At 73.3% G+C, this 14,125-nt stretch carries 13 protein-coding genes; 6 read left to right on the top strand and 7 right to left on the bottom strand.

Annotated features, from left to right (window positions below; all coding sequences use genetic code 11):
• Nucleotides 1-17: 17 nt before the first annotated feature.
• From ACIOD1_RS10865 to ACIOD1_RS10880, 4 genes are all read left to right on the top strand, one after another.
• On the top strand, nt 18-800 hold the full coding sequence (locus ACIOD1_RS10865; protein WP_365612400.1) for an ABC transporter permease subunit: 783 nt from the start codon (nt 18-20) through the stop codon (nt 798-800).
• On the top strand, nt 797-1,510 hold the full coding sequence (locus tag ACIOD1_RS10870) for an ABC transporter ATP-binding protein (RefSeq protein ID WP_401901564.1): 714 nt from the start codon (nt 797-799) through the stop codon (nt 1,508-1,510). The genes ACIOD1_RS10865 and ACIOD1_RS10870 overlap by 4 nt, the downstream gene beginning before the upstream one ends.
• 82 nt (nt 1,511-1,592) lie before the next feature.
• The gene (locus ACIOD1_RS10875) at nt 1,593-2,624 is read left to right on the top strand and encodes an ABC transporter substrate-binding protein (protein ID WP_401901566.1); all 1,032 of its coding nucleotides are present in this window, start codon (nt 1,593-1,595) and stop codon (nt 2,622-2,624) included.
• 56 nt (nt 2,625-2,680) lie between these two features.
• Nucleotides 2,681-3,790 (top strand): aryl-sulfate sulfotransferase, encoded by a 1,110-nt coding sequence (locus ACIOD1_RS10880; protein WP_365612393.1) that lies wholly within the window; start codon nt 2,681-2,683, stop codon nt 3,788-3,790.
• A 52-nt stretch (nt 3,791-3,842) separates the two neighbouring features.
• On the opposite strand, the gene ACIOD1_RS10885 is transcribed toward ACIOD1_RS10880, so the two are convergent.
• Entirely contained in the window at nt 3,843-4,043 is a 201-nt protein-coding gene (locus ACIOD1_RS10885; protein ID WP_365612390.1) for a hypothetical protein, read from the bottom strand.
• Between the two features lie 351 nt (nt 4,044-4,394).
• Here ACIOD1_RS10885 and ACIOD1_RS10890 point away from each other — a divergent pair, with 351 nt between their 5' ends.
• Nucleotides 4,395-5,996: a phospholipase gene (locus ACIOD1_RS10890; RefSeq protein ID WP_401901569.1), complete on the top strand. Its 1,602-nt coding sequence runs from the start codon at nt 4,395-4,397 to the stop codon at nt 5,994-5,996.
• 21 nt (nt 5,997-6,017) lie between these two features.
• Here ACIOD1_RS10890 and ACIOD1_RS10895 read toward each other — a convergent pair whose 3' ends face one another.
• The 6 genes from ACIOD1_RS10895 to ACIOD1_RS10920 form a co-directional block, all read right to left on the bottom strand.
• Nucleotides 6,018-6,404: a hypothetical protein gene (locus ACIOD1_RS10895; RefSeq protein ID WP_365612386.1), complete on the bottom strand. Its 387-nt coding sequence runs from the start codon at nt 6,402-6,404 to the stop codon at nt 6,018-6,020.
• A 326-nt stretch (nt 6,405-6,730) separates the two neighbouring features.
• A complete protein-coding gene (locus ACIOD1_RS10900) occupies nt 6,731-7,648 on the bottom strand; it encodes a MurR/RpiR family transcriptional regulator (RefSeq protein WP_365612384.1) in 918 nt (305 codons plus the stop codon).
• A gap of 111 nt (nt 7,649-7,759) precedes the next feature.
• The gene (locus ACIOD1_RS10905; protein WP_401901571.1) at nt 7,760-8,554 is read right to left on the bottom strand and encodes a hypothetical protein; all 795 of its coding nucleotides are present in this window, start codon (nt 8,552-8,554) and stop codon (nt 7,760-7,762) included.
• Nucleotides 8,554-9,828: a VWA domain-containing protein gene (locus tag ACIOD1_RS10910; protein WP_365612379.1), complete on the bottom strand. Its 1,275-nt coding sequence runs from the start codon at nt 9,826-9,828 to the stop codon at nt 8,554-8,556. The genes ACIOD1_RS10905 and ACIOD1_RS10910 overlap by 1 nt, the downstream gene beginning before the upstream one ends.
• Nucleotides 9,829-9,937: 109 nt before the next feature.
• On the bottom strand, nt 9,938-11,131 hold the full coding sequence (locus ACIOD1_RS10915; protein WP_365612377.1) for a cytochrome P450: 1,194 nt from the start codon (nt 11,129-11,131) through the stop codon (nt 9,938-9,940).
• Nucleotides 11,132-11,214: 83 nt separating this feature from the next.
• Nucleotides 11,215-13,476 (bottom strand): HelD family protein, encoded by a 2,262-nt coding sequence (locus ACIOD1_RS10920; RefSeq protein ID WP_401901574.1) that lies wholly within the window; start codon nt 13,474-13,476, stop codon nt 11,215-11,217.
• Nucleotides 13,477-13,680: 204 nt separating this feature from the next.
• On the opposite strand from ACIOD1_RS10920, the gene ACIOD1_RS10925 reads away from it, so the two are divergent.
• Complete coding sequence (locus ACIOD1_RS10925) at nt 13,681-14,124, top strand: helix-turn-helix transcriptional regulator (RefSeq protein ID WP_365612371.1); 444 nt, start codon at nt 13,681-13,683, stop codon at nt 14,122-14,124.
• Nucleotide 14,125 lies beyond the last annotated feature (1 nt).

Below are 14,125 nucleotides of genomic sequence, written 5' to 3' on the forward strand. Positions count from 1 at the left end.
GAACGAGGAGTTCCGCCATGCCGGCCATGCCCCACCCCGACGGACGCGCCCCGGGCCGCCGTCTCGGTCCCGCCCTCGGCGCGGCCGGGGCCGTACTGGCCCTCTGGTCGCTGCTCGCCTGGTCCGGGGCGGTGGCGCCGGGACTGCTGCCCACGCCCGCCGAGACGGCCGCCGCCCTCGCCGCGAGCGTCCGCGACGGTTCCCTCGCGACCGACCTCGCGGCCAGCCTGACCCGCGCCGGGCAGGGCTTCGCCCTCGGCGCCCTGGCCGGCGGCGCCCTCGGGTTCGCGACGGGATACCTGCCGGCCCTGTCCGCGGCGGTCACTCCGGTGATCTCCTTCCTGCGACCGGTTCCGGCCATCGCCCTGGTCCCCCTGGCCACCGCCTGGTTCGGCATCGGCGAGGGCGCCAAGCGCCTGCTGATCGCCTACGCCGTCCTCCTCGCCGTATGGCTGTACGTGCACGACGGGGTGTCCCGGATCCCGGTCTCCCACCTGCGGGCCGCCCGCTCCCTGGGGGCGCCCGCGCACCGGCGGTTCACCGAGGTCCTGCTCCCCGCCGCCGCGCCGGCGCTGCTCGCCGCGCTGCGCTACGGGGCCTCGGTGGCGCTGCTCGCCCTGGTCGCCGCCGAACTGGGCGGCGCGGACGCCGGGTTGGCGTACAGACTCCAGGTGGACGGGCAGTTCCTGCGGGTGGACCGGATGTTCGCGGGGCTGATCGTGCTCGGGCTGCTCGGAGTGGTCGCCGACCTCCTGCTGGCGTCCGTCGGCCGCCGCTTCGCCCACTGGAGCGCGTCATGAGCCTCGAAGTGCGCATCGAGGGGCTCTCCGTGCACTACGGCGGCACCGCCGTCCTGGAACCCACCGACCTGGTGCTCCCCGCCGGTTCGTTCACGGCCCTGCTGGGGCCGAGCGGCTGCGGCAAGTCCACCGTGCTGGGCGCGGTGGCCGGATTCGTACGACCGACCTCGGGCCGGGTGAGCGCCGGGCCGCAGATCGTACGGGCCCCGGGGCCGGACCGCGGCGTGGTCTTCCAGCACTACGCCCTCTTCCCCTGGCGCACGGCCCGGGGCAACGTCGAGTTCGCGCTCAAGCGGTTCGGGCTGCCCCGCGCGGAACGCCGCGCGAGGGCCTTGGCCGCGCTCGCGGAGGTCGGCCTCGCCGACGGGGCCGAGAAGTACCCGGCCCAGCTGTCGGGCGGAATGCAGCAGCGGGTGGCCCTCGCCCGGGCGCTGGCCGCGCGGCCCGAAGTCCTCCTGATGGACGAGCCGTTCGGCGCGCTGGACGCGCTGACCCGGACCCGGATGCAGAACCTGCTGCGGGGGCTGTGGCAGCGCAGCGGCACCACCGTCCTCTTCGTCACCCACGACATCGACGAGGCGCTGGCGCTGGCCGGGCGGGTGGTGGTCATGGGCGGCGCCCCGGGAAAGGTGCTCGCCGACCACGCCGTGCCGGACGGACCCGCCGACCCGGACCTGCGCGCCCTGATCGCGGGCCACCTCGGCGCCTGAGCCCGCCGACACCCCCGCCCCCACCGACACCCCCCGCCCCACCAGCCCCCTCCCTCTCCCCCTCCCCGAAAGGACCCACCCCGTGAACCAGGACCGCCAGGACCGATCGAGACCCCGCGCCGCGACCGCCGCCGTACTGACCGCCGTGTTCTGCCTCCTCGTCACCGCCTGCGGCGGCGGCGCGAGCGGAAGCGGCGGGGCCGGCGACCCGTCCGGCCGACGCTCGGTGACCGTGGCCGCCAGCGACCAGCTCGGCGGCGCGCCCGTCCACGTGGCCCAGGAGCGGTCGCTGTGGGCCGCCGACGGCCTGGACGCCACGGTGACCACCCTGCCCACCGGCCGGGACGCGCTCAACGCGGTGTTGGGCGGGCAGGCCGCCTTCGGCGTCGTCGGCGACCTGCCGGCCGTGACGGCCGCGCTGAGCGGGCGCGACGTGCGCATCGTGGCCGACCTGTCGCGGTTCTCCGACTGGCGCCTGCTCACCCGCACCGACCGGGGCATCACCGGGTTCGGGGCCCTCAAGGGCCGCAAGGTCGGTGTTCCGCAGGGCACGAACGTCGAGTACGCCCTGTCCCGGATGCTCGCCTCCGCGCAGTTGACGGCGGCCGACATCACGGTGGTCAACCTGGCTCCGAACCAGGTCACGGCGGCCCTCGCCCGCGGTGACGTGGACGCCGGGGTCACCTTCCCCAGCTTCTACGACGCCGCGCGCACCGCCCTCGCCGACCGGTACGCCGAGCTGCCCTTCTCCGGTTACACCGCGCGCACCCTCCTCGTCGCGGGCGCCAAGGCCGACGACGCCACCGCCACCGCGGTCCTGCGTACGCTGCTGCGCGCACAGAAGGCCGCCGAAGCCGATCCGGCGGCCGCCCGGGCGGCCGTGGTGGCCCAGTCCAAGGGCGCGCTCCAGGCCGGCTACGTCGAGGCCTTCCAGCCCCGCTACGCGTACGGGGCGACCCTGTCGCCCGAGCTGCTCACCCAGTTGGCCGACGAGGGCGCCTGGGCCAAGGCCGCCCAGTCCCTGACCGGCTCCGCCGACCGCGCCGCCGTACCGGGCTGGCTGCGCCCCGGCCCGCTGAAGGCCGCCGACCCGGCCGCCGTCACCGTCGGCTGACGACCGAGCCCCCTCCACCCCCGACCCACATCCGAACCCACCCCAGGAGCACCCCGATGACCGTCGACCAGAACACCCTGCGCCGCCGGGGCACCGGACTGCGCGCCCACGACCCCGAGCGCAGCCACGGCGGCTACACCCTCTACACCCCGATCACCGGTTCCGGCCGGATCCACCTCGTCGACATCGAGGGGCGGACCGCCCACACCTGGGACTCCCCGCACCCGCCGGGCCGCCAGGCGCAGCTCCTTCCGGACGGCACCCTCTTCTACGCGGCCAAGGACACCTCGGGGCCGACCCTCTTCCCGATCTGGGACGTCTACCACGGCGGCATCTTCCAGCTGTTGGCCCCGGACTCCACGGTGCTGCGCGAGGTCCGCCACCCCTTCCACCACCACGACGCCTCGATCCTGCGCAACGGCAACCTGCTCGTCTCCGCGGTGGAACCGCTCTCCCCCGAGGACGCCGCCCGAATCCGCGGCGGGATCCCCGGCTCGGAGGCGGCCGGCGGGGTGGTCTACGGGGACGTGGTCTACGAGCTGACCTGGGAGGGCGAGGTCGTGTGGCGCTGGGCGGCGATCGAGCACCTGGACCCCGAGGAGGTCCCGCTCAACCCGCACTTCGCCCGGGAGCACTGGCCGATGGCCAACACGGTCAACGAGCTGGCCGACGGCGGGATCGTGATCGGTTTCCGCAGTGCCTCGACGACGGTGGGGGTCGACCGGACCGACGGCTCGGTGCGCTGGCGGATCGGCCCGGACGTCCTCGCCCAGCAGCACCACCCGCACGAGCTGGCGGGGGGCACCATCCTGGTCTTCGACAACGGCACCTACCGAGACACCACGTCGGTGCCGTACTCGCGGGTGTTGGAGCTGGACCCGGTCACGGGCAAGGAGGTGTGGTCGTACGAGGACAACCCGCCGCAGAACTTCTTCAGCCCTTACATGTCCAGCGCCCAGCGGCTGGCGAACGGGAACACCTTCATCGCCGAGGGTTCCTTCGGGCGGCTCTTCGAGGTGACGCCCGACGGGGACGTGGTGTGGGAGTTCGTGGTCCCGGAGTTCGGTTCCTTCGACGCGGGAACGGGCCTGGAGTCCTCGCGCGGCGCCCAGAACTCGGTGTTCCGCGCCTACCGGTACGGGGCCGACGAGATCCCCTGGCTCTGACGGGTCCGACGCCGCCGCCCCCGGGGATTCCCGGGGGCGGCGGCGGTCGGTGTCAGTTGTTCGAACCGACGGTGTTGTCGTGGCCCGCGTTGAAGACGTCGTCGGCGGCGAACTGGAGCCAGTCACCGAAGACGAGGTTGTAGCTGCTGCCTTCCGGAACCGTCACGGTCACGTCGGCGCTCGCGGCGCTGGCACCGCCCAGGATGATGGCACCGGCGGCGAGGACAGCGAAGACGGAGCGGACAGATCGCATGGATCCACCTTTCGGGAGGGGGAAGAACAGTCACTGAACGTAGGGGTGCGAGGGCTCCGAGTCCCGGAACCGTTCCGCGCGCCCCCGAGTCCCAACCGAATGGACCAGTTCGCGCCGATTGCCCCGCTCCCGCCCGCACCCCCGCCGCACGACCCCCGCTCCCGGACCCTCAGGCCCCTGCGAAGCGCCGGTACGGAGCCCGGCGCGACGCCCCGTACGACCGGTGTCCGGAAGTCGACGGGGTGGGGTGAACGGGAAGCTACGCGTTGGTAACTTGCGCGGGTCGACAACGCCCGGGGGTCGGCTCCTCGGACCTCCCGGACGGAGCCACCCCCCAGTCAAGGAACCACATTGGCACGCAGCGTCCGCACGACGGCCCTCACCTCCGCGTCCGCCCTCGCGCTCTCCCTCGCCCTGCTCGCGGCCTCCCCCGCGTACGCCGACCCACCCACCCCGCACCTGGATGCGGTCGAGCAGGCCCTGCGTCGGGTGTCGCCCGGCCTGGAGGGTTCGGTATGGGAGCGGACCGCCGGCAACCGCCTGGGCTCCACCGCCCCCGGCGGCGCCGACTGGCTGCTCCAGACGCCCGGTTGCTGGGGCGACGCCGGCTGCGCCGACCGGCCGGGATCGCGCCGCCTCCTCGACAAGACCCGTCAGGACATCGCCGCCGCCCGACAGACGGTGGACATATCCACGCTGGCCCCCTTCCCCAACGGCGGCTTCCGCGACGCGATCGTGGCCGGCCTCAAGGAGTCGGTGGGGAAGGGCAATCGGCTGCGGGTGCGCGTGTTGGTGGGCGCCGCGCCCGTCTATCACGCCAACGTGCTCCCGTCCGCCTTCCGCGACGAGCTGCTCGGCGCACTGGGGCCGGACGCCGCGCACATCACCCTCAACGTGGCCTCGATGACCACCTCGAAGACGGCGTTCTCCTGGAATCACTCCAAACTCGTGGTGGTGGACGGGAGTTCGGTGATCACCGGCGGTGTCAACAGCTGGAAGGACGACTACCTCGACACCGCCCACCCGGTGAACGACGTCGACCTCGCCCTGTCCGGGCCGGCCGCCGGTTCCGCCGGCCGCTACCTGGACGTGCTGTGGGACTGGACCTGCCGCAACAAGGGGAGTTGGAGCGCCGTCTGGTTCGCCGCCTCGGCAGGCGCGGACTGCATGTCCGCCCTCCCCCGCCCGGCCGCTCCGGCCGGCGGTGGTGGTGACGTACCGGTCCTCGCCGTCGGCGGCCTCGGCGTGGGCATCCGCCAGAGCGACCCGACCTCGGCGTTCCGTCCGGTCCTGCCGACGGCGGGCGACACCAGGTGCGGGATCGGCCTCACCGACCACACCAACGCCGACCGGGACTACGACACGGTCAACCCGGAGGAGAGCGCCCTGCGCGCACTGGTCGCCGGGGCCGGCTCGCACATCGAGATCTCCCAGCAGGACGTCCACGCGACCTGCCCGCCGCTCCCCCGCTACGACGTCCGCCTCTACGACGCGCTCGCCGCGAAGCTGGCGTCCGGGGTGAAGGTGCGCATCGTCGTCGGCGACCCGGCGAACCGGGGCGCGATCGGCAGCGGAGGCTACTCGCAGATCAGGTCGTTGTCCGAGGTGAGCGACGCCCTGCGCGGCCGGCTGACGGCGTTGACCGGGGACGGCGCGAAAGCCCGGGCCGCGATGTGCGAGGGGCTCCAGCTGGCGACGTTCCGCGCCTCGGACCGGGCGACGTGGGCGGACGGCAAGCCGTACGCCCAGCACCACAAGCTGATCTCGGTGGACGGCTCCGCCTTCTACATCGGCTCGAAGAACCTGTATCCGTCCTGGCTCCAGGACTTCGGCTACGTCGTCGAGGACGCGGCAGCGGCCGGCCGGCTCAAGAGCGACCTGCTGGACCCGCAGTGGACGTACTCGCGCGCCACCGCCACCTACGACTACACCCGGGGCCTGTGCCAGGGCTGAGGCCCCGGCTACCGCTCCGGGTCAGCGTCCGCGCGGGCCCGGAGCGTGCGCGACGAGCGCCTCCGAGACCAGGCGCGCGCCGCGGGCGAGGCGCCCCAACTGCTCCAGCTCGACGGCGTACATCCTGATCGTGTTCTCGATGACGGACTCGGCGACGCCCATGTTCGGCAGATCGGCCCGGCTGGTGTGCAGGGCCACGCCGACGGCGCGCATCTCGTGCTGGAGCTGGAGCTGTACGTGTCGGGCGAGGAGGGCGTGGTGACGGGTCAGCGTCAGGTAGCCGCCGTAGCGGGCCGGGAGGAGGTCGCGCAGCCAGCGGGTGGCGGTGCGCTCCCAGTCGTGCGTGCCGGGCGCCTTGACCTGGAGGGGCCAGTCCGGGCTGCGCGTGAGGGTGGCCGTCTGGGGCATTCTCGTCACTTCCGAGGGGTGTCGAACTCTGATCGAGACACTGCTGGGGTGTGGGGGGCGGCCTCGGCCCAGGGGTTGACCGAGGCCGCCGGGGGCGCTGCTAAGGGATCCGAAAGCCCTGACTCGGCACCCGGTCGCGCCGTGAGGAGGAGCGGCGTACCGGGTGTCTGTTCAGGAGGACGTGGGGACGCCCTCCTTGGCATCTGATGGATCCGAGCGCCGCCGCCAGTAAACATATATACCGTCGAGTACGCAAGGGTATGAAAAAATTCATGCACCCCTCGGTCATGAATATCCGCGTGCGGATCGAGGGGGCAGCCCTTGCGCTACATGAAGAATCCGTGCTGGTCGGCGACCTGCTCGTACTGTTCCAGCCGGGCCTGGGTCCGCTCGGGATCGGCGTCCGCCATCGCCTGGAGCAGGGCGGCGGAGAGCATTCCGGGGGCGGCGTAGGAGTCGAAGACCAGCCGGGAGCCGGTGCCGGCGGTCAGCGTCACGTCCGCCTCGTCGACCAGGGGCCCCACGGTGGGGTCGGTGATGAGCACCACGCGCAGGCCGGTACTGCGGGCGGCCCTGAGCGCCGCCAGGGTCTCGTTGGCGTGCCGGGGCATGGCGAAGGCCAACACCCAGCTGCCGCCGGCCGCCCGGGACTGGAGCAGCGCGTCGTAGGCCACGCTGCCGCCCCGGGTCACGAGGCGGACGTCGGGGTGGATGCGGCGGGCCGCGTACGCGAAGTACTCGGCGAGTGAGACCGAGATGCGCAGGCCCAGCACGGTCAGGGGCACCGAGCGGGCCAGGTCGCGGCCGATGTCGAGGATCCGGTTGGTGTCGGAGAGGAGCCGGCGGACGTTCTCCAGGTTCTCGATCTCGGCGTCCACGGCGGCCTGCAACTCGTTGTGACGGAACTGCTCGCGACTGTCGGGGGTGGCGGCGACGGCGCTGAGCGCGATCGGCTGGAGGACCTCCCGCAGGGCGGGGTAGCCGCTGAAGCCCAGGGAGGCGGCGAACCGGGTGACCGAGGGCTGGCTGACGCCGACGCGGTCGGCGAGGTCCGTGATCGACAGGAAGGCGGCCTCGGTGAGGTGGTCGATCAGGTACTGGGCGATTCGCCGTTGGCCCGGGGAGAGGCGGTGGCCGTCGAAGAGCGCGAGGAGGCGGTCGGCCGGCGGCCGGTCCCGCTGCGGCGCGCTGTCGCCGGGCGTGATCGCGGCCGCCTGCGCTCGTGCCTGCTGCCCCGATGACACCGGAGGGCCTCCTTCTCACGTCACTCTGGTTCCAACATAGCCCACGCTCCGTGTCCGGATGATCATCGCCCCGTGGTGCCGCCGCGCCCGAGGGGCGCGGCGGCAGCCCTCTCAGGCCTCGGACGTCGGGCGGCCGGGGCGGCCCGGACCGCGAGTCAGGGTGTAGCCCCAGATGCCCGCGAGGGCCCCGAGGATCCCACCGGCGGCCGTCCAGAGCCAGCGGTCGGACCACCAGCCACCGGACCAGCCGTCCTCGGGGGCGCGCGCGGCCCGCTGCTGCTCGGAGGCGCCCGCGACCCCGGGCACCAGCGGTTCGGCGAGCGCCGCGTCCACGGCCTGCGCTCCGCCCGCTTCCCGGACGTCGGCCTCCAGCCGCGCCTTCACGGGCTGGCCGAGGTCCTCCTCGGGCAGCCCGACGACCGTCAGGCGTACGTAGTAGGTGCCGGGCAGCGGGTCGTTGGCCCAGGGCTCGGCCCCCGAACGGACGGTGCGCAGGGTGCAGGACAGCTCGGCGGTGGCGGCCTCGCGGCCGGCGGCGACGCTCTGGGAGCCGTAGGTGCAGGCCTGACGGCGGCGCAGGCCGTCGTAGACGTCGAGCTGCCAGGTCTGCGCGCCGTGTCGGGCGGCCGGTTCGGGGAGGGTGACCGCGGCCCGTACGGTGACCCGTTGGCCGGTGTCGACGGGCAACGCCCAGTACAGGTAGTCGCCGGTCGAGGCGGCGGCGACGGCCTTCTGGCCGGGGCGGAAGACGGTCGCGGTGCGGAAATCGGTCCCGGCCTCGGTGGGCCCGGACCCGTCCTGGGTCTTGCTCGGGGTCGGAGTGGGCGCGGCCGACGCGGCGGCGGCGGGCGCGAGGAGGGCCGCTCCGGCGAGCAGGGCGGCGGTCAGGGTGCGTACGGCGTACATCAGTTGGTCCTCCAGACGGAGATGCGCCAGCGCGAGATCCAGCCCCAGACGAGACCCGCGAGCAGGCCGCTGAGGACCAGCAGGCCCAACAGCCACCAGCCGCGGCCGAGACCGAAGGAGGCCACGTCGGAGCCGGAGTCGGGGCCGTCGACGAGGTCGACGGTCAACTCCACGGGCATGCCGGGGGCCGTCTTGACGGCGGGCCCGGCGGCGAAGGAGTTGCTCACCTGGAGGCAGACCGTCTCGGGGGCCTCGGCGGCGTCGCCGTCGACCCCGTCCAGTTCGGCCTTCGGGTAGCGCAGTCCGGTGGAGATCACGTCGGTCCGGCCGTCACCGGCCTCGGAGCCGCGGACGATCTCCCGCCCGTGGACGGTGACGGCGCGCAGGAGGACGCCGTAGTCGTTGTTGACGGCCCGGTCGGAGCCGATGCTGACGGAGGCGCGCAGTTCCTGACCCGGTCGGACCTCGACCTGGTACCAGCGGTGTTCGCCGAAGGACTCGCGGTCGCTGTAGAGGCCCGCGCCGAGCTTCGGAGCGCCCTCGCACTGCTTGGCGCCCGCGGTGGCGACGGGGGTGGCCACGGGGTCGGCGGCGCGGTCGACGAGCTGTTTGACCCTGCCGGAGAGCTCGGCGGTGTGCTGCACGGAGGTGTAGGTGCCTCCGGTGGCCTCGGCGATGCAGGTCAGCTGGGCGCGGGTCTTGGCGTCGGGGACGAGCCCGAGGGTGTCGATGACGAGGTGGATGCCCTTGGCGGCGATGTCACGGGCCACCTCGCAGGGGTCGAGCGGGGCGCAGGTGTCCTCGCCGTCGGTGATCAGGACGATCCGGCGGGTCGCGTTGCCGCCCTCCAGGTCCTGCGCGGCGCCGAGCAGAGCGGGGCCGATGGGGGTCCAGCCGGTGGGGGCGAGGGTGGCCACGGCCGTCTTGGCCTCGGTACGGTCGACCGCGCCGACCGGGTAGAGCTGCTTGGTGTCCTTGCAGCCGAGGTTGCGGTCGTCGCCCGGATAGGTCGCGCCCAGGGTCCTTATGCCCAGGCGGACTTCGTCGGGGACGGCGTCCAGGACCTCGTTGAAGGCCTGCTTGGCGGCGGCCATCCGGGACTGTCCGTCGATGTCGGTCGCCCGCATCGAGCCGCTGACGTCGAGGACCAGCTCGACCTTGGGCGGTTCCTTCGCGGGTCCGTCGGCAGCGGCTGCGGTGGTCGGGAGGAGCCCCGCGGTCAAGGCGACGAACAGGCCGCAGGCCCCGGCCGCCAGCCGTTTTCTTGTGATCATCGCCGGATCGTATTGAGGATCCGTCACCGAACCAAAACGGGCCGGGGCGTGCGCCGTTCGGCGCACGCCACCCGGGTGCGCGCCCGGCCGCCGCCCGTGGGGCGAGCGACTACCAGCGCACGGGCAACCGGCGCACGCCCCGCATCAGGCTGCCGGGGAGCCACTGCGGAGGGCCTGCCTCCGGGTCCTCGGCGAGGTCGGGGAAGCGCTCCAGCAGCGCGCGGATCGCGATGCGGCCCTCCATCCGGGCCAGCGGGGCCCCGATGCAGAAGTGCAGGCCGTGCCCGAAGGCCAGGTGGCCCTGCGGAGCGCGCAGGATGTCGAAGGCGTCCGGCTCGGCGAAGCGCTCGGGGTCCCGGTCGGCGCCGGCGAGCGAGGCGAGGACCACGGAGCCGGCGGGGATGGTCGTGCCACCGATCTCCACGTCCTTGGCGGCGTAGCGGAAGGTGGCGTTCTGGACGGGCCCGTCGTAGCGGAGCATCTCCTCCACGGCGCCGTCGAGGAGGCCCTCGGGGTCGGCGCGCAGCGCGGCGAGCTGTTCGGGGTGCGCGAGCAGGGCCCGTACGCCGTTGGAGATGAGGTTCACGGTGGTCTCGTGGCCGGCGATGAGCAGCAGGAAGGCCATGCCGATCAGTTCGTCGGAGGAGAGCGAGTCGCCGTCTTCGTCGCGGGTCCGGATCAGGGCGCTGAGCAGGTCCTCCCCCGGCTTGTCGACCTTGTCCGCGACGAGTTCGGCGAGGTAGGCGCTCAGCAGGCGGTGGGCTTCGTTGTCGACGGTGCCCGGATCGGGGGTGACGACCGCGTTCGACCAGCGCCGGAAGCGTTCACGGTCGAGGTCGGGGACGCCGAGGAGTTCGCAGATGACCGTCATGGGCAGGGGGAACGCCAGCTCCGCGATCAGGTCACCGGCGCGCTCGGGGCGGGCGGCCATGGCGTCGAGGAGGTCGTCGGTGATCTGCTGGACGCGCGGGCGCAGCGCCTCCACGCGGCGGGCGGTGAACTCGCGGGACACCAGCCGGCGCAGCCGCGTGTGGTGGGGAGCGTCCGACTCCAGCATGTTGGCGTTGGCGGCGGTCGCCTCCAGCCCCTGGAGCAGCCCGGCGTTGCGCAGGTCCTTCAGCAGATCCGGGTGGTTGAGGGCCTGCCGGGACTCCTCGTAGCCGACGACGATCCAGTGCGGTGGGTCGAGGGGGCCGGTGTCACCGACCCGGTGGACGGGACCGGCCGCGCGCAGCGCCGCGTAGAAGGAGTAGGGGTCGGCGGCGAAGTTCGCGGCGCCGGAGGTGATGTCGACCACGGCCATCCGCACACGGTACGTCGTTCGCGCCCCCGCGGCGGGGCCCGAAACCGGCCAGGTGTCGTGTCCTCCTGACCGGTTCCCGGCGCTCAGCCCGACAGCCCCGCGGGGAGTCTGCCCGTGTGCAGGACGCCGAGGTTCTGGGTGGCGCGGGTGAGGGCCACGTAGAGGTCGCTCGGGGTGAGGTCGGCGGGCTCGACGACGAGCACCGTGTCGAACTCCAGCCCCTTGGCCTGCCTCGGGTCGAGGAGGACCACGGGACGGGTGAGGTCCGGAGCGGCCCCCGCCCGTACGCCGGGCAGGGCCTCGGCGAGCGCCGGGTGCAGGTCGCGCGGGGCGATCACCGCGAGCCGTCCCTCCACGGGGGCCGCCTCGCGGACGGCCTCGGCGACGGCGGCCGGGAGGTCGCCGGTCTCCCGCAGCCAGGGCCGGGCGCCGGTGGAGCGGACGGAGCGGGGCGGTTCGAAGCCGGGGTGGCGGGCGCGGAGCACGGCGGCCGCGACCTCCATGATCTCGGCGGGGGTGCGGTAGTTGACGTCGAGCCGGACCCGCTCCCAGCGCTCGCCCGCGTAGGGCTCCAGGATCCGCCGCCAAGAGCCGACGCCCGCCTCGTCCCCGGTCTGGGCCGGATCGCCGACCAGGGTCATGGAGCGGGTGGGGCAGCGGCGCATCAGCAGTCGCCAGGCCATGGCGGACAACTCCTGCGCCTCGTCGACGATGACGTGCCCGAAGGCCCAGGTGCGGTCGGCGGCGGCGCGTTCGGCGGTGGTGCGGTGGTCGGCCTCCTCGTGGCGTTCCGCCATGCGCTCGGCGTCGATCACGTCGTGTGCGGCGAGGTACTCGTTCTCCGCGTCCTCGAACTCGTAGGAGTCCGAGCCCTGCGAGAGGTCGAGCACCCCCTGGGCGTAGGCGACGCGTTCGAGCCGGTCGCGTTCGGCGGCGGCCCGCTCGGCGGTGTCGTCCACGCCGAGGAGTTCGGCGGCCTCGTCCAGGAGCGGTACGTCGGCGGGGGTCCACTCGCCGCCGGAGCGCCGGATCAGCTCGGCGTCCGCGGCCGGCAGGTGGGTGGGGTCGGCCAGGAACTCGGCGACGAGTCGGGTGGGGGTCAGCGGCGGCCACAGGCTGTCGATGGCCGCGTGCACCTCGGCGCTGGTGGCGATCTCCTTGCCGAGCTGCGCGATGTCGTCGGGGCCGAGGAGGTTCGGGCCGCCGTAGGGGTCGGCGCCGAGCCGGTCGGCGAGCTGGGCGGTGAGGGAGTCGATGACGGCGAAGGCGAAGTAGGGGCGGGCCAGATTGTGCGGCACGCCGGATGCGCGGGCCCGGTCGCGGGCCCGGTGGGCCATGGTCCGGTCCAGGAGGAGGGTGCCGTAGTCGTCGTGGTCGATCTCCAGGGCCGGTTCGGGGACGACGGCGCTGTCCTCGCCGCTGCCCGCGGGGAGTTCCTCGGGCAGGGTCTGGCGGTCCGCGACGACCCGGGCGAGGACCTCGGCCATGTCGGCGCGGCCCTTGACGGCGGCGGCGCCGGGGCGGTCGGTCCCGGTGGCGTGGACGCCGGGGAACAGGTCTCCGGGGGCGGCGAGGAGGACCCCGGTCTCACCGAGAGCGGGCAGCACCTCGCCGACGTAGCCGAGGAAGGCCGGGTTCGGGCCGACGATCAGCACCCCGCGCCGGGCGAGCAGCTCGCGGTGCGCGTAGAGGAGGAAGGCGGCCCGGTGCAGCGCGACGGCGGTCTTCCCGGTGCCGGGGCCGCCCTCCACCACGAGGATCCCCCGGTGCGGCGAGCGGATGATGCGGTCCTGCTCTGCCTGGATCGTCCGCACGATGTCGTGCATGCGGCCGGTGCGGGCCTCGTCGAGGGCGGCGAGCAGCACGGCGTCCGCGTCGGCGCCCTCCAGGCCGGTGCGCTCGGTGTCGGAGAGGTCGAGGATCTCGTCGTGGAGTGCGGTGACCCGGCGTCCCCGGGTGGTGAGGTGCCGGCGGCGGCGCAGTCCCATGGGGACGTGGCCGGTGGCGAGGTAGAAGGGGCGCGCGACCTCGGCCCGCCAGTCGACGACGAGGGGGGTCCATTCGGGGTCGTCGCGGCGGATCCCGATGCGGCCGATGTGGTGGTCGCGGCCGTCGGAGAACTCCAGCCGGCCGAAGCAGAGGCCGTGCTCGGCCGAGTCCAGGGCGGAGAGCAGCCCGGACTGCTCGGCGACGAGCACGTCCCGCTCCAGGCGCGTCTGCGCTCCGGTCGCCGCCACGCCGAGGGCTCCCCGGACCGCCCGCTCGGCCTCGCCGCGGAGGTCTTCGAGACGCGCGTACAGATCGGTGATGAATTGCTGCTCGATCTGAAATTCCGTATTTGACAATTCCGCTCCCCGCGCGATACGATGCCCCTGTAAAGCTTGACCACGCCGCATTTCAAATGCAGACGTGAAACATCAAATATACTCTTCTGCGCGCCTCTGACGTCAATTCGTCCGGGGCGTTTTTCGTTTTCCGGACGTTCTGCGTTCTCTGTGCGTTCTGCGTGCTCCGGGGCGGGTGTCGGAGGCCCGGCGTACGATCGCGGAGTGACCAGCAGACCTGACCCCGCGCAGCGCCTGCGCGACCTCGCGCTCCTGCGCCGCGTCCGCGACCGGATGGACCGTGAGTACGCGCGACCCCTGGACGTCGAGGCGCTGGCGCGCGGCGTGCACATGTCCGCGGGACACCTCAGCCGTGAGTTCAAGCTCGCCTACGGGGAAGCTCCGTACGGCTACCTGATGACACGGCGGATCGAGCGCGCGATGGCGTTGTTGCGCCGCGGCGACCTCAGCGTCACGGAGGTCTGCTTCGAGGTCGGTTGCTCGTCCCTGGGCACGTTCAGCACGCGTTTCACTGAATTGGTCGGCATGTCGCCCAGCGCCTACCGGAAGGAGGCGGCGAGCGGCTCGGGGGAAATGCCCGCGTGCGTCGCGAAACAGGTGACCAGACCGATCAGGAATCGAGAAGCGCGGCCCGGGAGCCCCGGCTAGC

This window comes from Streptomyces sp. NPDC088097, assembly GCF_044741845.1.
GTDB lineage: Bacteria > Actinomycetota > Actinomycetes > Streptomycetales > Streptomycetaceae > Streptomyces.